The organism is Rheinheimera sp. UJ51, from assembly GCF_020819615.1.
Taxonomy (GTDB): domain Bacteria; phylum Pseudomonadota; class Gammaproteobacteria; order Enterobacterales; family Alteromonadaceae; genus Alishewanella; species Alishewanella maricola.
The window spans coordinates 56,706-77,116 of sequence record NZ_JAJHOG010000007.1; the positions used below are offsets into that span (position 1 = coordinate 56,706).

The window sequence follows — 20,411 nt, forward strand, 5'->3', positions numbered from 1 at the left end:
AGCCTTTTTCGAAATGCCAAGCGTTGTTCTGCAGCTGAATTTGCCAGCTTACGCAGCTGTGGTATTCTTAGCACTGTTCAGTTTGCTCGGTATCATTATGTTCTCAAGCTTGTCGTTACTGACCTTATTATTAAAATGGCCTATTCGTCTACTCGTTAAATTCAAAATCGTTCCTGATAACCCACTACAACAACTGGGAGTGAGTACAGAGCGGCCATTATTTTATGTTTGCCACACCGAATCAGCCAGTGATGTCGCCACGCTGCGTCGCGTTTGCCAGCAATTAGCCTTGCCCGATCCGCTTAGCCATGTCGAACTGCGGGGGCAGAAATTATCACGCATCTTATTTCTCGAAAAACCTCACCAAATCATTGGTGGCCGCAGCGAGACCCGTGCATTAAAGCAAGGACAAACATTACTCGCGGCTCATTTAGCCAATCCCAAATTACAGGCACAGCTGATGCCGATCTCGATCTTATGGGGCCGTGCACCAGGTAAGGAAGACAGTATTAAATGGTTACTAGGGGAAGCTCATTCACCTAACTGGTTAGCTAAGTTACTGATTGTGTTTATCTCAGGTCGACACACGCTGGTGCGCTTAAGTAAACCAGTAGATCTACAACAAATGGCTGGACAATTTGGCGCTGAAGCCAGCACTGCCAGAAAACTGCTGCGCATGTCACGGATCCACTTTTATCGGCAGCGACTGGCAGCAACAGGGCCAAAACTGATGAACCGCAGTCAGTTATTTAATGCGCTATTAGCCACGCCTGCGGTTAAAAAAGCCATCGCCGATGAAGCGGCTAACCGCAATGGTGATTACGCCGCGGCGCGACAAGAAGCTCGCAAATTACTGCAAGAGATTGCAGCCGATTACCGCACGTCAACTTTACGTTTTGGTGATCGTATTCTGACATGGTTATGGCAAAAGCTTTATGCTGGCATTAAGGTCAATAATGTCGACACCTTGCGCGATCTGGCACAAAAAGGACATGAAATTGTTTATGTACCTTGCCATCGAAGTCATATGGATTACTTGCTACTCAGTTATATTATTTATCATCAGGGGTTAGTGCCACCGCATATCGCCGCAGGCATTAACTTAAATTTCTGGCCTGCAGGCACGATTTTTCGTCGTGGTGGGGCATTTTTTATTCGACGCAGTTTCAGTGGCAATAAGTTGTATTCAACCGTTTTTCGCGAATATTTAAGCTTGCTGTTTATGAAAGGTTATGCGGTTAAATACTACACCGAAGGCGGCCGTAGTCGCACGGGACGTTTATTAAACCCTAAAACCGGCATGCTGGCGATGACCGTACAATCAATGCTGCGTGGCATTGATCGCCCCGTTACTTTAGTGCCGGTTTATCTGGGTTATGAGCATGTCATGGAAGTAAACACTTACCTCAGTGAATTGCAGGGCTCTGGCAAGAAAAAGGAATCGGTTGGTGGTGTACTTAAGGCGATCCGTAATTTACGCGATTATGGCTTTGGCTATGTTAATTTTGGCGAACCCATTTCACTCAATCACTATTTAACGCAGCAAATACCGGATTGGAAAAGCGAGATTAATGCTCTTGAAGCGCCTAAACCGCAGTGGCTGAACCCGCTGGTGGCTAAATTGTCTGAGCAAATTATGCGACATATCAATCAGGCCGCGGCACTGAATAGCATTAATTTGCTGTCACTGGCGCTATTAGCCAGCGATAAACAAGCTATTAGTCGGCAAGAACTGATCCAGCAACTTGACTGCTACCTGCAACTCCAGCAAGGTGCGCCCTATCATAGCTTGGTGACACTGCCGCATATGTCTGCCGCAGACATGATTGATCATGCCCTGCAGATGAAAAAAATCCAAGTTAGTCGGGATAGTTTCGGTGATGTCATCAGCTTAACGCCGGCGAATACCGTATTAATGAGCTATTATCGTAATAATATTCTGCATTTATTTATTATCCCAGCCATCTTAGCCTCAGCCGTTTTACATCAACAACAAACCAGCCAAAGCCAGCTAATTCGTATTGCCGAACAATTGTATAGTTTGCTGCGCCAGGAATTATTTTTGTATGTGCCCTCGGTAGGCAACTACGTAAAAACCATCTTGCAACAACTTACGCATCAGGGTTTAGTAAAGTTAGATGACGAGCAGTATCGTGCTCCCTCTCAACACAATCGCGAATATGTGATGCTGGAGCTGCTCGCACATAATGCCGAGCATACTTTACAACGTTATGCCGTGGTCTTTAATTTATTGCGCGCGCATGGCCCATTAGATCGTGCAGATTTAGAACAGCAAAGCCATCAGTTGGCGCAACGCTTATTAACACTGCACGGTATTAATGCACCCGAATACTACGATAAAAATTTATTCGCCACGTTAAGTCAGGCACTAAAACAGGCAGGCTATACTCGGTTGGATCAAGACAACCGAGTATGTGCCACGGCAGAGCTTAGCACCTTATCTCAAACCGTAAATGTGCTGCTACGCAGTGACGTACTGCAAAGTATTAATAGCATTATGCCGAAGGAAAGTCGGGCTTAATCGGCACTGGCATACTCGCGAATAACGCCCTGTTGAATGGTGGTTGCTACAAGGCGACCCTCGCGGGTAAAGAAATGGCCGTGCACCAAACCACGGCCGCCTGATGCCGCAGGGCTATCTACCGCATATAGCAACCAGTCATCAAAGCGGAAATCATGGTGAAACCACATGGCATGATCTATGGTGGCCACTTGCATATTCGGCGCTAAGAATGAGCGACCATGCGGTTGCAGTGCCGTGGGTAAAAAATTAAAGTCAGAGGCATAGGCTAAGAGATACTTATGTACGCGTAAATCATCCGGCATATTGCCATTGGCTTTAAACCAAACAAAACGCTTAGCGGCACTCACTTGTGGCGAAAAAGGGTTTTGAAAATCGACAGGTCGCATTTCAATCGGTTTTTCGCAGATAAATTTACTGCGTAACTTCTCTGGAATTTGTGCCGCATGCTGCTGATAAAAATCTAAATCAGATACTAACTCTTCAGGTGCCGGGACTTCGGGCATGGCAATTTGATGCTCAAACCCCACTTCACCGGTTTGAAACGATGCGGTCATATAAAAAATGGGTTTGCCAAATTGAATAGCGCTGATCCGTCTGGTGCTAAAACTCTTACCATCGCGGATGTTTTCTACTTCATAAACAATCGGCTTGCTGGCATCACCGGGTCTTAAAAAATAAGAGTGAAACGAATGAATTTTGCGCTCTTCGGGTAGAGTTTCTTTCGCCGCAGATAACGCCTGCCCCATCACTTGCCCGCCGAACACCGCTTTGAAGCCTAAATCTTGACTTTGGCCACGATACAACCCTAACTCAATGCTTTCTAGCTTCAGTAAAGACAATAGATTTGCTAATACCTGACTCATATTCTGGCCTGTTCCGTGATAATAAGTCCTGTTATTCTGCCGTAATTCATGGAGACTGGCAAAATGAACTATTGGATATTTAAAACAGAACCGGCCGAATGTAGCATTGACGACTTTGCGAATGCGCCAGAACAAGCTATTGTTTGGGAGGGTGTGCGCAATTATCAGGCACGTAATTTTTTACGAGATGCCGTAAAAGTGGGCGACCAAGTGCTGATCTATCATTCCAGTTGCCGCGTTATAGGATTAGCAGGAATAGTAGAAGTGGTCCGGGCGGCTTACGCTGATCCCAGTCAGTTTCAAACAGACAGCCCCTACTATGATAAAACAGCAACAGCTGAGCAACCGCGATGGATCGCCGTGGATCTGCGATATTTGACACGATTCTCGCAAGTGGTCAGGTTGGACAAAATCAAAAGCTCAGTTATGATGCAGAATCACTCGTTAACCCAACGAGGCAATCGTTTATCTGTCATGCCGTTAACTAAAGAACAATGGCAAGCATTACTTGATTTACAGTAATGCAGCGCAGACTAATCGATCTTAACCATCTTGGAGCCCAGCATGTTTGCAACTCAGTCACAAGAAAGGCGCCGGATTAATAGGGACATTGATTATTTTTGGCAACAACTTAGCCTAGCTCAGAAATTTGCTGTTTCTGAACTGCAACGCTATGGTTACCAATTACAGTTTGTCAGGAATATGGCATTTGGAAAAATAGCGGTGCTTGATTTTGAAGGCAAGTTGGCCGCCATTGATCATGATGGTGAAATAGATACCGCACCCAACATTGTCTTACGTCATTAGACTTGTTTATTTGCTAGCTGCTTATCACAGCTTCGCTTCAGGTTTAACATAAGCATGCCGGCAATTGCCGGCATGCTTATTTAGATGGATTTATCTACTCTGTAGTTAGCTGTTGGGCAATATACCGCTGAACTTGTTGCTCTAACACCGCTAATGGCACACTGCCATTACCTAATACCACCTGATGAAACTCACGAATATCAAAACGCTCAGCCAGTTTCTGCTCGGCCTCTTGGCGTAAACGTTTAATGGTTAGCTCGCCTAATTTATAAGACAGTGCTTGCGCTGGCCAACTGATGTAACGGTCAATCTCGGTTTGCACATTATGTAACGACAGTGCGGTATTTTGCGCTAAGAAATCGATAGCCTGTTGCCGACTCCACCCTAAACTGTGCATACCGGTGTCCACAACTAATCTGGCGGCGCGCCACATTTCATAGGTTAAGCGGCCAAAGTTACTGTAGGGATCCTGATAAAAACCCATTTCAATACCTAAGTACTCCGCATATAAACCCCAGCCTTCACCAAAAGCAGAGGTGTAAAATGAACGACGATAATCAGCCAGTGTTGCTTGCTCTCTGGCCAAGGAAATTTGTAAATGATGGCCCGGCACTGCTTCGTGTAGCGTTAACGCTTCCATTTCATATAATGGCCGCCGGTTTAATGCATAGGTATTTACCCAGTAAAAACCCGCTTGATCATCACGTGTTGCTCCCGAATAACGACCGGTTGTGTATTTAGGCGCAATTTCAGCAGGTACTTCTACCACACCATAAGGTGTCCGTGGCAATAGCTTAAAAAAACGCGGTAATTGCGCATCGGCGCGTTTCGATAAGTACGCGGCGTAACGCAGCAGTTCGTCTGCTGATTGTGGATAAAATTGTGGATCGGTACGTAAAAACTGAACAAAGTCAGCAAAACTACCGACAAATCCCAAACTATTAATCACTTGCTGCATTTCAGCTCGAATACGTTTAACTTCGGCCACACCGGTAGCATGCACCTGTTCAGGTGTTAATTTTAACGTTGTGTAATGCTCTAAACGATTTTGATAAAACGCCTTACCATCGGGCAAGCTGCTGGCGGCAATATCATCCCGCGCGCCCGGCAGATACTCATCAACCATAAACTGATAAAACGCTTGATAAGCCGTGTTCACTTCTGATCTGATCACATTTTTGGCTTGTTGTTGATACTGCTGCCATTGCATATCGCTTACAGCCGCCGGCTTTTGCAATAAAGGCTGAAAAAATACGCTTTGTTCTATATTTGTCACAATATAAGAGCTAATACTTTGCTCGTATCCCGCCAGCACGGCCTTAGGTTGAGTAATACCCTGGCTTAAACCTTGACGCATCCAACTCATTTGCTGCGACATATACTGGGGTACCGCTGCCAGCTTTTGTAAATACTGCTCGATATCGTTACTGTCTTTAATGGCGGTACGCTGTAAGCTAAACGCTAAAGCTGTATGAAAACCGGATTCAGATGTCAGCGGCATCAAATGCGCATTAAAACGATACTGATCTATTTCGTCAGCTAAACGATAAGCCAAAATAGCATGATCAATTTGCTCTTGTTCAGTCAACTGCGAGCTGTCAATGGCCAATAAACGCTGCTGTAAAGCTAAACGTTGATTTTGCCGCAAGCGCATGGCCTCAGCAGACATATCCATTAACTGCCCTGGTGCTGCAGTTTGTAGGGCCCTTTCCGCCAACCAAATGGTATTTGCCACCTCTTTGAAGCTTAATTCTGCTGGTGCGGGCACTTTAGAAGCGCAACCACTCAGCAAGGCTAATGCGGTTAATACGCCTGCCACTCTTTTTATTGTCATTAGCATAAACACACCCTGTTTTAATCGCTCATTTTTGATTGTAGCGGCTTTATTCCCAGATAACAGCCCAACGAAACGCAGCATTACCGCTGTTTATCGTGAGAATTAAGTAATTAAATTTTAAATTCCGTAACAACTTTGGGATTAATTCACTGAATATAACAAATTATCCGTAAAACCTGTTGCCACTGACGTTATATCACGTACTATGGTTTTGTTAATTAACAGCTTACCGTTAACGGAGCTCTAAGTCGTGCTATGAAGTATAAAGATACGATGCAGCAAGCCACGGATAAAGCCGCTCAAGTCGTTGCTTTTCTGAAACATAACCAGTTGGCGGCTCATCCGACAAACTACACGGTTGGGTATGAGTATATCAGTGGTAACAACAACGCGTTGTGCCAAGCAATTGAAGAAAAATTGGCTGCTAAAGCCCGCTTCGATGATTTTATTATGGCGGAGTTATACAACCGTCATTTGCTGCCCGAACAACAACAACAACAAGAGCAGTTACTGCAAGATGTTTCTGGTATGGTCACGCGCCTGTCTGGTTATACCGACTTAGCCGCCGAAGCCACGGAAGACTTTATTGATCAGCTTGATCATACCGTGTTTAAACTTGAACAAGATGCTATGCCAATGCCCCCGGCATTAGCAGAGTTAAAACAAGTTACCCTGACTTACCGCAAACAACAGCAACAGCTAAATCAACAGCTGGTAAGTGCCAATCAACAAAGCCACCAACTGCGCAATGAACTTGAGCAAATCAAGCAACAGCGTTTACAAGACCCGCTAACCGGCTTGTATAACCGCGTAGCCATGCAAAGCCAAGTTGATTTATGGCTGAGTGAGCAACCCGATCGACAAATTGCCGCCATAGCGGTCGATTTAGACCATTTCAGCCGCTTTAATCAGGATTATGGCCATCTTATTGGCGACATAATCTTGTCAAAAGTGGCAACTAAAGTGCGCAGTTATGTGCAAGAAAGCGGCCTACCCGTTCGGGCTGGGGGCGAACAGTTCTTATTATTACTACCCGATGTTGATTTACGCACTGCCAATGAAATTGCCGAACAAGTGCGTAAAGGCGTAGAAAAACTTCGCTTTATTTCTGCAAAAGACAAAAAGAGTTTACCTAAAATCACCATTTCTCTTGGTGTAGCCCTGTATCAATCATCAGAAAACTGGTATCAGTTCTTAGCACGTACTGACAGCATCATGCTGCTTGCTAAACAGCGTGGGCGTAATCAAGTTGCCAGTGAAAGCATGCTAGCATTTGCCTAAGTTGCCGTTTACGGCAGCCGTTGGCTTGACTACCGAATTTTCCCCTGTTCTGCAGTTACGCCTGTTGGCTCAGCTGCAGTAATCTTTTACACTAACAGTCTAGTATTTAAATCAGGCACTGTTATGAGCGATTCCAACAACAACACGACACATTTTGGCTTTAAATCGGTACCGGCAGAACAAAAGGTTGCCATGGTTGCGGATGTGTTTCATTCGGTAGCTGCCAAATACGATATTATGAATGATGTCATGTCACTGGGCATTCATCGGTTGTGGAAACGCTTTACCATTGATTGTAGTGGTGTCCGCCCTGGCCAGCAGGTGCTTGATTTAGCCGGAGGAACAGGTGACATCACCGCACTATTCTCAAAACGCGTCGGTGCCACTGGCAAGGTAGTGTTAGCCGATATCAATGAATCGATGCTCAATGTCGGCCGTGATAAGTTACGTGATTTAGGCTTGGTCAATAATATTGAATATGTGCAAGCGAATGCAGAAGCCCTGCCCTTTGCCGATAATAGCTTTGATATCGTTTCTATCGGCTTCGGTTTACGCAACGTCACCGACAAAGACGCCGCCTTAGGTTCCATCTTTCGCGTATTAAAGCCGGGGGGTCGCTTATTGGTACTTGAGTTCTCTAAGCCTAGCCATGAATGGTTAAGCAAGGCCTACGACTTATATTCGTTCCGCCTATTGCCCTTTATGGGGCAATTAATTGCGAATGATAAAGAAAGCTATCAGTATCTGGCAGAATCTATCCGTATGCACCCTGACCAAGAAACCTTAAAAGCCATGATGAGCGCTGCGGGCTTTGCCGAAGTCACCTACGAAAACTTAACCGGCGGTATTGTGGCGTTACACCGCGGATATAAATTCTAATGTTACCCTTACTACCGCAATTACTTTGTGCCATTGCTGAAAAACTCAGCCGCAAGTTAATTGCGATGGATCCTGCCTGTCAGCCTGCTTTGCAGCGTCTGCAAGGCAAGCAGCTGTCTTTTTGTTTGCGCGATTTAAACTTAACCTTAGTGATCAGCGCCAGTAATGACTCGTTACTGATTAATATGCATAACGAAGCCACTGATTGCAAAATCACCACAGATTTAGCGACCTTACGCCAGCTGCGTGATCCCAGCCAGCTCACTAAATTGATTAAAAGTGATGCACTCGACATTGATGGTGATTTACAAGTTGCCCAGCAATTTTCTTATTTTTTACAGCAATTAAATCCCGATTGGCAGCACGCTTTATCGGGCTATATCGGTGATGCCGCAGCACATAAAATCAGTCGTACCCTGAGTCAGTTACAAGCCTATTTGCAAGAAAAAGCAAAATTACTCAGCCAATTGCAACTGGAGTTGGTTCAAGATGAATTGCGGCTCAGTCCAACCCGTTTAGAAGCGGATCAATTTACCCAAGATCTTAGCGAGCTACAGGCACGATTAGAAATGTTACGTCGCCAGTTAAAACAATATCAGGAGCTTTAGGTGCGGATAAGTCGTTTTTACCAGATCCAAAAAACCCTGCTGCAATACGGTCTGGACGAACTACTGCCAAAACACTGGCAACCTTGGTACGCGCGTTTATTCCGTCGTTGTGCCTTTTGGTTACGTAATCGTTATCCAGAACACGCCGTGGGCGCCAGATTGCGTTTAGCCTTGCAAAGTTTAGGGCCGGTGTGGATTAAATTTGGCCAAATGCTCTCAACTCGCCGTGACCTGCTTCCCGCCGCCTTGGTGGATGAATTAAGTATTTTGCAGGATAAAGTGGCGCCCTTTCCTGGAGAGGAAGCACAACGACTGATAGAGCAAGCACTGGGGTTAAAGCACATCAGTGATTTATTTGCCGATTTTGACGTGACACCTTTAGCCTCAGCCTCGATTGCCCAAGTGCATACCGCGCAATTGCGCCAAGACGATGGCCGTGTCGCAGACGTCGTAATCAAAGTGATCCGCCCCGGTATTCGTAAACAAATTTTGGCTGATTTAGCGCTGATGGATAGCTTGGCGCAAATTGCAGCACGGTTTTTACCTGACGGCAAACGTCTGCGACCACGCGAAGTCGTCGCGGAATACCGCAAAACCATTTTAGATGAATTAGATTTACAACGTGAAGCCGCCAACGCCATTCAATTAAAACGTAATTTCGAAGGCTCAGATTCGCTGTATATTCCTTTGGTTTACGCTGATCACTGTCGCAACAATGTCATGGTGATGGAGCGTATTTACGGTATTCCAGTATCGGATATTCCGGCGCTGCAAGCACAAGGCACCGACATGGAATTGCTGGCCAAACGCGGTGTAGAAGTGTTTTTTACGCAGGTGTTTCGCGACAGTTTTTTTCATGCCGATATGCATCCGGGTAATATTTTTGTCTCGCGTGAGCATCCCGAGAACCCACTGTACATCGGCATCGACTGTGGCATCGTCGGCACCTTAAATGCTGAAGATAAACGCTATTTAGCTGAAAACTTTGTTGCCTTTTTTAACCGTGATTATCGCAAAGTGGCACAGCTCCATCTGGATTCGGGCTGGGTACCGGCTCATACCAAAGTAGAAGAGTTTGAAAGCGCGATCCGTACCGTGTGTGAACCGATCTTTCAAAAACCTTTGGCCGAAATTTCCTTTGGCCAAGTCCTGCTCAATTTATTTAACACCGCGCGACGCTTTGAAATGCAGGTGCAGCCGCAACTGGTACTTTTACAAAAAACCTTGCTTTATATCGAAGGGCTAGGTCGCCAGCTATATCCGCAACTGGATCTGTGGAAAACAGCGAAACCCTTTTTAGAAAATTGGGTAAAACAACAAGTCGGTTTACCGGCTATTTGGCGCCAAGTAAAAGAGAACCTGCCGTTTTGGGCTGAAAAGATGCCGCAAATGCCGGAATTATTTCATCGCTATTTGCAGCAAGGCCCACAACAGCAGCAAGCTTTGTTATTGCAACTACAACAACTGCAACTGCAGCAACAACAAAGCAAACGGCAAATAATTAACGCTATTCTTGCTGCAGCCAGCGTGATTAGTGCTAGTATAACGTTCAATCAAGGCTCGCCATGGCTTACCGCCATACTGGGTGTTATTGCCGCATTTTTTACGATTAAAACACTACTGGCCTAATAGGCAGTGTAGTCCAGCGCAACATGTTCGTAGTATCGATGAGGAGTTAAAATGGGTATTGGTGGTGTTAGCATTTGGCAATTATTAATTATTTTAGCCATCGTTGTGTTGATTTTCGGCACTAAACGTTTACGTGGCATCGGCACCGATTTGGGCTCTGCGATTAAAGGGTTTCGTAGCTCCGTCAAAGATGAAAAAGCGGATGAAGAACACGAAGACACGCCGCACAAGCCAGAACAATTAACTGGCAAAGCGGATCAAGCCACAGATACCACTCACACTCACTCAGCCAACGCTGAGAAAGATAAGCGTTAAGTATGGGCTTCTGGGAAATTTTAGTGATCGCGGTAGTAGCACTGCTGGTGCTCGGACCGGAACGCTTACCTGGCGCTATTCGCAGTACCATGAAAACGGTGCGTAGCGTGAAACAATTTGGTCAGCAAATGCAAGCCGAGCTCAGTGATAATCTACGGATACATGAGTTACATCAAAAGCTTAAAGATGCTGAAGCCAAAGACATGCTGAATCTGACCGCTGATGAACAAGCGGCGATTAAAGAATTAACTGAAGCCGCAAACTCGGTGCGCCCTGCTAATGGTCAGGTAAACCTTGACCCGCTGCAACAGAAGCTCAGTAAAGACCTCACCCCCACCGTTAGTGAGACTGCCGTAAAAGATGAAAACAAAACCGGATCCTAATAGCCTGCTAGGACATTTACTCGAATTACGAAACAGACTACTGCGTTCAGTCATTGTGGTGCTGGTGGTGTTTGCTTGTCTCGCCTATTTTGCACGCGATATCTATGCTTTGCTAGCCGAGCCCTTATTGGCAGTGCTACCAGAAGGCACCAGTATGATTGCCACCGACGTGGCCGCACCGTTTTTTGCGCCGTTTAAGCTCACCTTTATTGTCTCTATTTGTTTAGCCATCCCCTATATTTTATTGCAAGTTTGGCAATTTATTGCCCCTGCACTGTACAGTCGGGAAAAACGTTTAATAGCGCCGTTAGTGGCCAGCAGCACCCTGTTATTTTACGGTGGCATCGCCTTCGCTTATTTTATTGTTTTCCCCTTGGTTTTTGCCTTTTTCACTAGCGTCGCGCCAGAAGGTGTAACCATTGCCACTGACATTACCAGTTACCTCGACTTTGTACTGAAGCTGTTTTTTGCTTTTGGTTTGTCCTTTGAAATTCCTATCGCCATTCTATTACTGGTATGGAGTGGTAGCGTTAGCCGTGCCACCTTGGCAGAAAAACGGCCTTATATTATTGTCGGAGCCTTTATTCTCGGCATGCTATTAACCCCACCAGATGTATTATCACAAACGTTATTGGCTATTCCAATGTGGATGCTATTTGAAGTGGGTCTGTGGCTAAGCCGCTTTTATGAGCCTAAACCCGATAACAGTGCAGCAGACAACACTGAGGAGCAACAACCATGATCAAACGCTTGTTAACAACTAGCAGCTTACTGCTGTGTTTCAGCCCGATCAGCATGGCACAAAGCCCCCTTGCGAATGCACTTGAACAGTGCCGCACGCTAACGCAAACAGCGCAACGCTTGGCCTGTTATGATGCCATTAATACATCGACCAATACGTTAAGTACTTCAGCACCGACACTTGCACCTGCAGAAGTCGTGCAAACTAAGCCGGAGGTTGCAGCCGAAGTTGATCTGAAAACGATAGAAAGCCAATTTGGTCACGAACGCAAGCAAGCCGTGGATAATATTGAGCAAATCACCTCTATCGTGCGGAAAGTCAGCTATAGCTTACGCAAAGAGGTCATTGTGGAATTTGAGAATGACCAAGTGTGGCGTCAAACTAATTCTGGTTTTTATCCCATCAGTGTAGGTGAGGTACATCACATTAAGCGTGGCGCGGTCGGATCGTTTTATCTAGCCAATGATAAAAACAACCGTACGCTTAAAGTAAGACGCATTGACTAATCATGCGCTGGTTTGACTGTGGGCTAAATCTTTTTAGTGCCCAATTCGCGGCCCAAGAAAGCGCCATTATTGCTGCAGCAAATGCCGCAGGTGTCACTGATTGTTTATTAATCAGTAGCGACTTAGCAGAAAGCCAGAAAAATCTCAGTTTTTGCCAGCAATATACCGGTTGTTACAGTACTGCTGGCGTGCACCCGCATCAAGCGGCCAACGTCGGAGCAGACTGGCTGCAACAACTTGCTCTGCAGCTGCAAGCAAGCCATGTATTGGCGATAGGCGAATGTGGCTTAGACTTTAATCGCGATTTTTCACCACGCGACCAACAACAACACGTCTTTGCCGAACAACTCACGCTATCTAAGCAGTATCAATTACCCGTGTATCTGCACGAACGTGATGCCTTTGCTACGCAAATAGCCATGCTAAAAGAACAACCCCCGCTTCACGGTGGCATTGCCCATTGTTTTACGGGCGATACTACCCAACTGAAAGCCTACCTTGAGCTTGGGCTTTATATTGGTATTACCGGTTGGTTATGTGACGAGCGCCGAGGCCAAGCCTTACAGCAAGCTATTCAATATTTACCGGCCGATCGTTTAATCTTAGAAACCGACGCACCCTATTTAACCCCCCGAACGATCAGGCCGCGCCCTCGGCATAATACGCCCGCTTTATTGCCTGCTATTGGCGCCGAAGTTGCGCGTTTAACGGGGCAAAGCTTAGCGCAAGTGGCCGAGCAGAGTTACCAAAATAGCTGTCGTTTATTGCAATTACCCGTTGAGGATCTTATTGATGCACACTAACCGTTTTTTTCCTGCTAGCCGTTTACGCCGCATGCGTGAGCATGATTTTAGCCGACGTTTAATGGCAGAAAATCAGCTAACAGTGAACGACCTGATTTATCCGATGTTCATTATCGACGGTGTTAATAAACGCGAAGCCATTGCCTCAATGCCGGGTATAGAGCGGCTAACACTGGATTTGTTACTTGAGGAAGCCAAAGCATTAGTGGCACTGGGGATCCCTGCTATCGCGTTGTTTCCAGTCACCCCAGCCGCCAATAAATCATTAACCGCTGAAGAGGCGTGGAACCCCGATGGTTTAGCGCAGCGCGCAGTTCAGTTATTAAAGGAACATACACCCGAATTGGGCATCATTACCGATGTGGCATTAGATCCTTTTACCACGCATGGCCAAGACGGCATTATTGATGAAAAGGGTTATGTGCAAAACGACATTACCACCGCAGCATTGGTAAAACAGGCATTGTCGCATGCCGCAGCCGGTGCCGATGTGGTGGCGCCCTCTGATATGATGGATGGTCGAATTGGGGCGATCCGCGAAGCATTAGAAGAAGCCGGTTATGTGAATACCCGTATCATGGCTTACTCTGCTAAATATGCCTCCAGCTATTATGGCCCGTTCCGCGATGCAGTTGGCTCAGCTGGCAACCTAAAAGGTGGTAATAAAAAGAATTACCAGATGGATCCGGCAAACAGCAATGAAGCCCTGCACGAAGTGGCCATGGATCTAGAAGAAGGCGCGGATATGGTCATGGTAAAGCCAGGTATGCCTTATCTGGATATTGTCCGTCGCGTGAAAGACGAGTTTGGCGTGCCGACTTTTGCCTACCAGGTTAGTGGTGAATACGCCATGCACATGGCCGCTATTCAAAATGGCTGGCTAGCAGAGCAACCGGTGGTTATGGAGTCGTTATTAGCCTTTAAACGGGCAGGCGCAGATGGCATTTTGACGTATTTTGCGAAGAAGGTCGCGATCTGGTTAAAACAAAACGGTTAAGCGACAAGAGGTTGCTTGCTGCCCTGCTTTTAGCAATGGCGGCAAGCAGACTTAATTGATAATTAATTCCCAACCCGCTTGTTGCTGATATTGCACTTCTTGTTCTAACTCGGCACGCATTAACGGATGCTGCTCTAGCCAACCCGCTGGCATCGTTAAGGTCAGGGTTTCTGCCTTAGCGCTAATCGTTACCTGCGGTAAAGCCTCTAGCCGACGCCGCATCGACATAATCACCGCTAAACGTAAGATCCGCGTTAAACGCACGGTTAATAACACCGAGGTCATGGTTTGTCTGGCGATCACTTCCCGTGCGATATCAGCACGATGGTTATACACCAAAGCCATCACTAGCTGCTGTTGCGCACGGGTAAACCCGGGCAAGTCAGAATGATTGATAATATAAGCACCATGATGATGATGATTTTTGTATTCAATCAGTAAGCCCAGCTCATGCAATAAGGCACCAGAACGAAGCATGCTGTGCCCTTCAAACTTTTGCAGATCCCAACGGCTTTGTAATTGCCCAGCCAACTCCGTCGCCATCTCGGCAACCCGCTCGGCATGTTGCTGGTCAATAAAGTAACGCACCATCAAGCTGTTTACCGTACGATTACGCACGTTACTGTCTTGCAGGCCCGGCAACATGCTATACAGCACGCCTTCGCGTAAAGCGCCACCGGATAAGGTCATGCCACTGATTTGTAGCTGCCGAAACAGCGCAATCAAAATCGCTAAACCAGAAGCAAACACTTGTTTACGTTCTTGCGCTAAACCTAAGATACTTAATTGCTCAACCGGACCACACGCCATGGCTTGCTGCATAATATCTTCTAAACGGCGCAGTGTAATCACTTCGTCTTTGCCCTGTGCCACCAAGATTTCTTGCATGGCTTGCACGGTGCCTGACGCCCCCACCGCAATCTGCCAACCTTCATTAAGAAAAGAATCACGGATTTTAACGATCTCCGTTTCAGCCGCTTGAATCGCCGCCGAGAAATTATCTTCGCTTAATTGTTGGTCTGTAAAATAACGCTCAAGGTAGGTTACGCAGCCCATATTCAGGCTAGATAATAAGGTCGGTGTAAAACCCTGGCCAATGACGACCTCGGTACTGGCACCGCCAATATCGATCACCAAACGGTTGCTGTCGCTATTGGAGGTATGTGCAACACCTAAGTAAATAATGCGCGCTTCGTCTTCACCGCTAATCACTTGCACCTGTTGGCCAAGGATCGCTTCTGCTTCTTGCAAGAACACTTTGACGTTTTGGGCTAAGCGTAAGGTGGCAGTGCCGACAATGCGAATATTTTCAGCAGGAATATCTTGCAAGCGCTCTGCAAATAACGCCAAACACTCCCAACCACGTTTCATGGCTTTGTGGCTGAGGACTAAGTTGTCATTTAAACCCGCAGCCAAACGTACTTTGCGTTTAACCCGGCCAATAACTTGCACAGAACCGCCAACCACCTTGACCATCAACATATGAAAGCTGTTGGAGCCGAGATCAATCACCGCATAAATATCACTATGCGGTGAGCGTATCGAGGCAGCGTGATCGCTGTCGAGGGAGTGATTATCTAGGGCGGCTGCGAGGAGATCTTGTGCCATTACTCGGGCGTCCACTATTACCGCGGTTACCTGCACCACTTCGTGCTTGTGCTGGACGGCGTCTAACACGTGGCTTCGGTGGTGTAACATCAGTTAACAAGGCGTCAGCATCATACTGGGTAACAGGTACCGGATGCCGAATATACTCTTCGATCGCGGTTAAATTCAGGGCATAACGCTCACAAGCAAAACTGATCGCTTTACCACTTTCACCCGCACGGCCAGTACGACCAATACGATGCACATAATCTTCGCAATCATCGGGTAAGTCATAGTTAAATACATGACTTACCATCGGAATATGCAAACCACGCGCAGCCACATCGGTGGCAACTAAAATATCTAACTTACCGGTAGTAAAATCGTCGAGAATTTTTAAACGTTTCTTCTGAATAACATCGCCAGTCAGTAAACCGACGCGGTGACCATCAGCATCTAACCAATGATACACGTCTTCACAGGCGTGCTTAGTATTCGCAAAAACAATGGCTTTATCTGGCCATTCTTCTTCTAATAACGTCAGCAACAAGGCCATTTTGTGTTCATGTGCTGGATAAAACAGCTCTTCACTGATCCGGCTGCCGGTCATTTCTTCTGGTGCGATATGGATATGCACTGGCTGATTCATTTTTTCAAAGGCCAGTTCTTGTACCTTGTAAGACAAAGTAGCAGAAAAAAGTAAACTTAACCGCTCAGTGACTGGCGGCATACGATTAAACATAAAGCGGATGTCTTTGATAAAGCCCAAATCGAACATGCGATCGGCTTCATCTAACACCACCACTTGAATTTGTGACAGCTCAAATAAGCCTTGTTTTAAATAATCAATTAAGCGACCGGTGGTGCCGATCAAAATATCTACGCCTTGTTCCAGCAGTTGCCGTTGAGAATCGTAACCCTCGCCCCCATAAATCAAGCCAAGGCGCAGATTCGATTTTTGCGCTAGCATAACGGCATCATTATGGATCTGAACCGCCAACTCTCGCGTAGGAGCCATTATGATGGCGCGAGGTTGACCTGAACCCTTGGGTTCATGCGTAAGCAGATGATGGAAGGTCGCAGTAAGGAAAGCGAGTGTTTTACCCGTTCCCGTCTGTGCTTGACCTGCAATGTCTTTCCCAGCAAGCGCTAGGGGTAAACATTGTGCCTGAATTGGCGTACAATAGTCATAACCTTGCGCTGCAAGAGCGTCAAGAACCTGTGGTGCCAATCCGAAATCGGCGAATTTATGCGATGTTAAGTGTGTTTTATTCATATCTACCTAGCATAACTGTTACGCTTGCAATAAGAAACAGCCGCGATTAAATTGATAATATATTTTTTGCAGTGTAACTGCACAGCATGAACGGAGAAATAGATGAGCGAACATATTTTACAGGTTTCTGACGACAGCTTTGAAGCTGATGTATTAAAAGCAGAAACGCCAGTACTGGTTGATTTCTGGGCGGAATGGTGTGGCCCATGTAAAATGATCGCGCCGATCCTGGATGATGTCGCATCTGAATATGCGGGTAAAGTTGCAGTGGCCAAGGTCAACATTGACCAAAACCCGAACACACCACCAAAATTTGGTATTCGTGGCATTCCAACCTTGCTGTTATTCAAGAATGGTCAAGTTGCCGCCACTAAAGTAGGTGCTCTGTCAAAAACGCAATTAAAGCAGTTTTTAGACAGCAACATCTAACGATGTACTAAAAAGGCGTATTTTTTGTACGCCTTTTTTCTATTGTCCGCTGGACGGACGTTATCGCAGCTGCTATTGTGTGCAGTAGCAAATACCCTGAACCACGCTTGTCTGTCGAATAAACCAACTTCTATCCCATATTTATCGAATTGATAAGCATTTAATCTGTTTCCACCAACAAGAACCCATCAAATATGCATTTAACAGAACTGAAACTGAAGCCAATTAGCGAGCTGGTTGAGTTAGCTGAGTCTATGGGCCAAGAAAACATGGCTCGTCTGCGCAAACAAGATATCATCTTCGCCATCCTTAAATCCCATGCCAAAAACGGTGAAGAAATTTACGGTGATGGTTGCTTAGAAATCTTACAGGATGGCTTTGGTTTCCTTCGTTCCTCTGACAGCTCGTACCTAGCTGGCCCAGACGATATCTATGTCTCGCCTAGCCAGATCCGCCGCTTTAACTTGCGTACAGGTGACAGCATTTCCGGTTTAATTCGGCCACCTAAAGAAGGTGAGCGTTACTTCGCCCTGCTAAAAGTCAGCGAAGTTAACTTCGGCAAACCTGAGCATGCGCGTAACAAAATCTTATTCGAAAACTTAACGCCGCTGCATGCGAACTCACGTTTACGCATGGAACGGGGTAACGGTAGCCGCGAAGATATCACGGCACGTGTGCTAGACTTAGCCTCACCTATCGGTAAAGGCCAGCGCGGGTTGATTGTCGCGCCACCAAAAGCCGGTAAAACCATTCTGTTGCAAAACATCGCCCAATCTATCGCCGCTAATCATCCTGATTGTGTGCTGATGGTGTTGTTAATCGACGAACGCCCAGAAGAAGTCACCGAGATGCAGCGTTTAGTGAAAGGGGAAGTGATTGCATCTACCTTTGATGAACCGGCTAGCCGTCACGTACAAGTTGCTGAAATGGTTATCGAAAAAGCCAAGCGCTTGGTTGAACACAAGAAAGACGTGATCATCCTGCTTGACTCGATTACGCGTTTAGCTCGCGCTTACAACACCGTGATCCCTAGCTCAGGCAAGGTATTAACCGGTGGTGTGGATGCAAACGCCTTGCACAAACCAAAGCGTTTCTTTGGTGCGGCACGTAACGTTGAAGAAGGTGGTAGCTTAACCATTATCGCCACAGCCTTAGTAGATACCGGTTCTAAAATGGACGAGGTTATCTACGAAGAATTTAAAGGTACCGGTAACATGGAACTGCACTTATCGCGGAAAATCGCTGAGCGCCGCGTGTTCCCTGCTATCGACTTTAATCGTTCAGGTACACGCCGTGAAGAATTACTGGCGTCACCTGAAGAACTGCAAAAAATGTGGATCCTGCGCAAAATCTTACATCCGATGGATGAAACCGATTGTATGGAATTCCTTATCGATAAATTGTTAATGACGAAAACGAACGACGAATTCTTTGATGCGATGAAGCGTCAAAAGTCTTAAGTTGAGTTGTTAATAAAAAAACCGGCGCAAGCCGATTTTTTTATGACTGTACGCCGCATTTAACAAAACGAACCGGGTAGCGCGTAGTGCACTACTCGTTTCGCGCGTAAAAACACCGCTTAAAAAATCTTAACAGCAAACCGCAACTCGCGTTAACCAATCACTTGATGTACTAACGGTGCTACCGCGGTACGGTCAAAACGACACGCGGCTAAAAACTCCGCTTTTGCCATCTCGGCTGCAGCCGTGGTTGCCGCATGCACGGTGGCTAAAGGTTGCCCTATACTGACTTGATTTCCCGCACTCACAATCTGACTAAAGCCAACTGCAGGGTCAATTTTCTGTGCAGGATGCGAACGCCCCCCACCCAATCTTACAACGGCCATGCCTAAACCAACGGTGTTGGCATAGTGCAGTTCTCCTGCTTGAGGTGACTCGATCACTAAACTCACTGGTGCTGCCGCTAAATATTGCGCAGGTTTTTCAAACAAGTCTGCGGGGCCACCCATGGCACTGACCATCTTCGCAAAAATCTCTGCCGCTTTACCCGAACTCAAACTGTGCTCTAACGCAGCTACCGCAGCGGCTTTATCGGCATACACCTTGCCTAGAACCAGCATATTCGCACCGAGTTCTAAGGTTAATTGATGTAATCTTGGCTCACGGTATTTACCGGTTAAATAATCCAGCGTTTCCATCACTTCTAACGCATTACCCGCAGTAGCCCCTAAGATTTGATTCATGTCAGTAATTAACGCGCGCGTAGCAACACCTGCACCGGTTGCAGTGTTAACAATACTGTTCGCCAGCGCAGCAGCATCATCCGCCGTTGCCATAATGGCCCCATTGCCCACTTTAACGTCCATCACCAGCACATCTAAGCCTTCAGACAATTTTTTCGACAAAATAGACGCGGTAATCAGTGGTATAGATTCTACCGTGGCCGTCACATCACGAATGCCATACAAACGACGATCTGCAGGGGCGAGCTCACTACTTTGACCAACAATAACGCAACCTAACTCAGGTAACAGTTGGCGAATACGGTTCAGTGATTGCGTACAGCTATAGCCTGGGATCGCTTCCAGTTTGTCTACTGTGCCCCCCGTATGGCCCAACCCGCGGCCGGCAATACTTGGCATATAGGCACCACAGGCTGCGACCATCGGAGCTAACATGAGCGTGACTTTATCACCCACACCGCCCGTGCTGTGTTTATCAACTACCGGGCCATTTAACTGACCATGCCAATTCAATACCGTACCTGAATCGCGCATCGCTAACGTTAAGGATACGGTCTCGGCTACCGTCATACCGTTTAAATAAATGGCCATGGCCAGCGCAGCCGCTTGGCTATCGCTAAAGCTGTCGTCTGTTAAACCTTGTACGAACTGTTTAATCTCGGCCTCAGTTAACACTTGGCCATTCCGTTTTGTTTTAATAATTTCCTGTGGGATCGCCATG

At 46.5% G+C, this 20,411-nt stretch carries 20 protein-coding genes; 15 read left to right on the plus strand and 5 right to left on the minus strand.

Annotated features, from left to right (window positions below; all coding sequences use genetic code 11):
• The first annotated feature begins 40 nt into the window (after positions 1 to 40).
• A complete protein-coding gene (gene plsB, locus LMJ53_RS10655) occupies positions 41 to 2,542 on the plus strand; it encodes a glycerol-3-phosphate 1-O-acyltransferase PlsB (protein ID WP_229586041.1) in 2,502 nt (833 codons plus the stop codon).
• Here plsB and tesB read toward each other — a convergent pair.
• Positions 2,539 to 3,408 (minus strand): acyl-CoA thioesterase II, encoded by an 870-nt coding sequence (gene tesB / locus LMJ53_RS10660; RefSeq protein WP_229586042.1) that lies wholly within the window; start codon positions 3,406 to 3,408, stop codon positions 2,539 to 2,541. The genes plsB and tesB overlap by 4 nt on opposite strands.
• A gap of 63 nt (positions 3,409 to 3,471) precedes the next feature.
• On the opposite strand from tesB, the gene LMJ53_RS10665 reads away from it, so the two are divergent.
• A complete protein-coding gene (locus tag LMJ53_RS10665; protein WP_229586043.1) occupies positions 3,472 to 3,930 on the plus strand; it encodes an EVE domain-containing protein in 459 nt (152 codons plus the stop codon).
• A gap of 42 nt (positions 3,931 to 3,972) precedes the next feature.
• Positions 3,973 to 4,215, plus strand: coding sequence for a hypothetical protein (locus LMJ53_RS10670; protein WP_229586044.1), 243 nt, complete (start codon positions 3,973 to 3,975; stop codon positions 4,213 to 4,215).
• A gap of 94 nt (positions 4,216 to 4,309) precedes the next feature.
• Here LMJ53_RS10670 and LMJ53_RS10675 read toward each other — a convergent pair whose 3' ends face one another.
• Positions 4,310 to 6,055 carry a DUF885 domain-containing protein gene (locus tag LMJ53_RS10675; RefSeq protein ID WP_229586045.1) on the minus strand — a complete coding sequence of 582 codons (1,746 nt, stop codon included), beginning with the start codon at positions 6,053 to 6,055 and terminating at the stop codon, positions 4,310 to 4,312.
• A 252-nt stretch (positions 6,056 to 6,307) separates the two neighbouring features.
• Between LMJ53_RS10675 and LMJ53_RS10680 the strand changes: the two genes are divergently transcribed.
• The 10 genes from LMJ53_RS10680 (at position 6,308) to hemB (ending at position 14,195) form a co-directional block, all read left to right on the plus strand.
• A complete protein-coding gene (locus LMJ53_RS10680) occupies positions 6,308 to 7,333 on the plus strand; it encodes a GGDEF domain-containing protein (RefSeq protein WP_229586046.1) in 1,026 nt (341 codons plus the stop codon).
• Between the two features lie 123 nt (positions 7,334 to 7,456).
• The gene (gene ubiE, locus LMJ53_RS10685) at positions 7,457 to 8,212 is read left to right on the plus strand and encodes a bifunctional demethylmenaquinone methyltransferase/2-methoxy-6-polyprenyl-1,4-benzoquinol methylase UbiE (RefSeq protein WP_229586047.1); all 756 of its coding nucleotides are present in this window, start codon (positions 7,457 to 7,459) and stop codon (positions 8,210 to 8,212) included.
• The gene (locus LMJ53_RS10690) at positions 8,212 to 8,820 is read left to right on the plus strand and encodes a ubiquinone biosynthesis accessory factor UbiJ (protein ID WP_229586048.1); all 609 of its coding nucleotides are present in this window, start codon (positions 8,212 to 8,214) and stop codon (positions 8,818 to 8,820) included. The genes ubiE and LMJ53_RS10690 overlap by 1 nt, the downstream gene beginning before the upstream one ends.
• A complete protein-coding gene (gene ubiB / locus LMJ53_RS10695; protein ID WP_229586049.1) occupies positions 8,821 to 10,449 on the plus strand; it encodes a ubiquinone biosynthesis regulatory protein kinase UbiB in 1,629 nt (542 codons plus the stop codon). It abuts the gene before it with no gap.
• A gap of 51 nt (positions 10,450 to 10,500) precedes the next feature.
• Complete coding sequence (tatA, locus tag LMJ53_RS10700; protein ID WP_229586050.1) at positions 10,501 to 10,764, plus strand: twin-arginine translocase TatA/TatE family subunit; 264 nt, start codon at positions 10,501 to 10,503, stop codon at positions 10,762 to 10,764.
• A gap of 2 nt (positions 10,765 to 10,766) precedes the next feature.
• Positions 10,767 to 11,147 (plus strand): Sec-independent protein translocase protein TatB, encoded by a 381-nt coding sequence (gene tatB, locus LMJ53_RS10705; RefSeq protein ID WP_229586051.1) that lies wholly within the window; start codon positions 10,767 to 10,769, stop codon positions 11,145 to 11,147.
• Positions 11,125 to 11,889, plus strand: a complete 765-nt coding sequence (gene tatC / locus LMJ53_RS10710; protein WP_229586052.1) for a twin-arginine translocase subunit TatC — start codon at positions 11,125 to 11,127, stop codon at positions 11,887 to 11,889. Before tatB ends, tatC begins: the two co-directional genes overlap by 23 nt.
• The gene (locus LMJ53_RS10715) at positions 11,886 to 12,395 is read left to right on the plus strand and encodes a hypothetical protein (RefSeq protein ID WP_229586053.1); all 510 of its coding nucleotides are present in this window, start codon (positions 11,886 to 11,888) and stop codon (positions 12,393 to 12,395) included. Before tatC ends, LMJ53_RS10715 begins: the two co-directional genes overlap by 4 nt.
• Positions 12,396 to 12,397: 2 nt before the next feature.
• Positions 12,398 to 13,198 (plus strand): TatD family hydrolase, encoded by an 801-nt coding sequence (locus LMJ53_RS10720; RefSeq protein WP_229586054.1) that lies wholly within the window; start codon positions 12,398 to 12,400, stop codon positions 13,196 to 13,198.
• Complete coding sequence (gene hemB / locus LMJ53_RS10725; protein ID WP_229586055.1) at positions 13,188 to 14,195, plus strand: porphobilinogen synthase; 1,008 nt, start codon at positions 13,188 to 13,190, stop codon at positions 14,193 to 14,195. The genes LMJ53_RS10720 and hemB overlap by 11 nt, the downstream gene beginning before the upstream one ends.
• 51 nt (positions 14,196 to 14,246) lie before the next feature.
• Here hemB and gppA read toward each other — a convergent pair whose 3' ends face one another.
• Entirely contained in the window at positions 14,247 to 15,872 is a 1,626-nt protein-coding gene (gppA, locus tag LMJ53_RS10730) for a guanosine-5'-triphosphate,3'-diphosphate diphosphatase (RefSeq protein ID WP_324295605.1), read from the minus strand.
• Positions 15,769 to 17,058 carry an ATP-dependent RNA helicase RhlB gene (gene rhlB, locus LMJ53_RS10735; RefSeq protein WP_226751358.1) on the minus strand — a complete coding sequence of 430 codons (1,290 nt, stop codon included), beginning with the start codon at positions 17,056 to 17,058 and terminating at the stop codon, positions 15,769 to 15,771. The genes gppA and rhlB overlap by 104 nt, the downstream gene beginning before the upstream one ends.
• A 102-nt stretch (positions 17,059 to 17,160) precedes the next feature.
• On the opposite strand from rhlB, the gene trxA reads away from it, so the two are divergent.
• Together trxA and rho are read left to right on the plus strand one after the other, a co-directional pair.
• Complete coding sequence (gene trxA / locus LMJ53_RS10740; RefSeq protein ID WP_226751359.1) at positions 17,161 to 17,487, plus strand: thioredoxin TrxA; 327 nt, start codon at positions 17,161 to 17,163, stop codon at positions 17,485 to 17,487.
• A 194-nt stretch (positions 17,488 to 17,681) separates the two neighbouring features.
• Positions 17,682 to 18,947 (plus strand): transcription termination factor Rho, encoded by a 1,266-nt coding sequence (rho, locus tag LMJ53_RS10745; RefSeq protein WP_226751360.1) that lies wholly within the window; start codon positions 17,682 to 17,684, stop codon positions 18,945 to 18,947.
• Positions 18,948 to 19,099: 152 nt separating this feature from the next.
• On the opposite strand, the gene deoA is transcribed toward rho, so the two are convergent.
• The gene (deoA, locus tag LMJ53_RS10750) at positions 19,100 to 20,410 is read right to left on the minus strand and encodes a thymidine phosphorylase (protein WP_229586056.1); all 1,311 of its coding nucleotides are present in this window, start codon (positions 20,408 to 20,410) and stop codon (positions 19,100 to 19,102) included.
• Between the last annotated feature and the right edge of the window lies 1 nt (position 20,411).

What these genes read in the sequence shown, in the direction of transcription:
- tesB (WP_229586042.1), bottom strand. Translation starts at nt 3,408, where the DNA reads ATGAGTCAGGTATTAGCAAATCTATTGTCTTTACTGAAGCTAGAAAGC.
- LMJ53_RS10665 (WP_229586043.1), top strand. Translation starts at nt 3,472, where the DNA reads ATGAACTATTGGATATTTAAAACAGAACCGGCCGAATGTAGCATTGAC.
- LMJ53_RS10670 (WP_229586044.1), top strand. Translation starts at nt 3,973, where the DNA reads ATGTTTGCAACTCAGTCACAAGAAAGGCGCCGGATTAATAGGGACATT.
- LMJ53_RS10675 (WP_229586045.1), bottom strand. Translation starts at nt 6,055, where the DNA reads ATGCTAATGACAATAAAAAGAGTGGCAGGCGTATTAACCGCATTAGCC.
- LMJ53_RS10680 (WP_229586046.1), top strand. Translation starts at nt 6,308, where the DNA reads ATGAAGTATAAAGATACGATGCAGCAAGCCACGGATAAAGCCGCTCAA.
- ubiE (WP_229586047.1), top strand. Translation starts at nt 7,457, where the DNA reads ATGAGCGATTCCAACAACAACACGACACATTTTGGCTTTAAATCGGTA.
- LMJ53_RS10690 (WP_229586048.1), top strand. Translation starts at nt 8,212, where the DNA reads ATGTTACCCTTACTACCGCAATTACTTTGTGCCATTGCTGAAAAACTC.
- tatA (WP_229586050.1), top strand. Translation starts at nt 10,501, where the DNA reads ATGGGTATTGGTGGTGTTAGCATTTGGCAATTATTAATTATTTTAGCC.
- tatB (WP_229586051.1), top strand. Translation starts at nt 10,767, where the DNA reads ATGGGCTTCTGGGAAATTTTAGTGATCGCGGTAGTAGCACTGCTGGTG.
- tatC (WP_229586052.1), top strand. Translation starts at nt 11,125, where the DNA reads ATGAAAACAAAACCGGATCCTAATAGCCTGCTAGGACATTTACTCGAA.
- LMJ53_RS10715 (WP_229586053.1), top strand. Translation starts at nt 11,886, where the DNA reads ATGATCAAACGCTTGTTAACAACTAGCAGCTTACTGCTGTGTTTCAGC.
- LMJ53_RS10720 (WP_229586054.1), top strand. Translation starts at nt 12,398, where the DNA reads ATGCGCTGGTTTGACTGTGGGCTAAATCTTTTTAGTGCCCAATTCGCG.
- hemB (WP_229586055.1), top strand. Translation starts at nt 13,188, where the DNA reads ATGCACACTAACCGTTTTTTTCCTGCTAGCCGTTTACGCCGCATGCGT.
- rhlB (WP_226751358.1), bottom strand. Translation starts at nt 17,058, where the DNA reads ATGAATAAAACACACTTAACATCGCATAAATTCGCCGATTTCGGATTG.
- trxA (WP_226751359.1), top strand. Translation starts at nt 17,161, where the DNA reads ATGAGCGAACATATTTTACAGGTTTCTGACGACAGCTTTGAAGCTGAT.
- rho (WP_226751360.1), top strand. Translation starts at nt 17,682, where the DNA reads ATGCATTTAACAGAACTGAAACTGAAGCCAATTAGCGAGCTGGTTGAG.
- deoA (WP_229586056.1), bottom strand. Translation starts at nt 20,410, where the DNA reads ATGGCGATCCCACAGGAAATTATTAAAACAAAACGGAATGGCCAAGTG.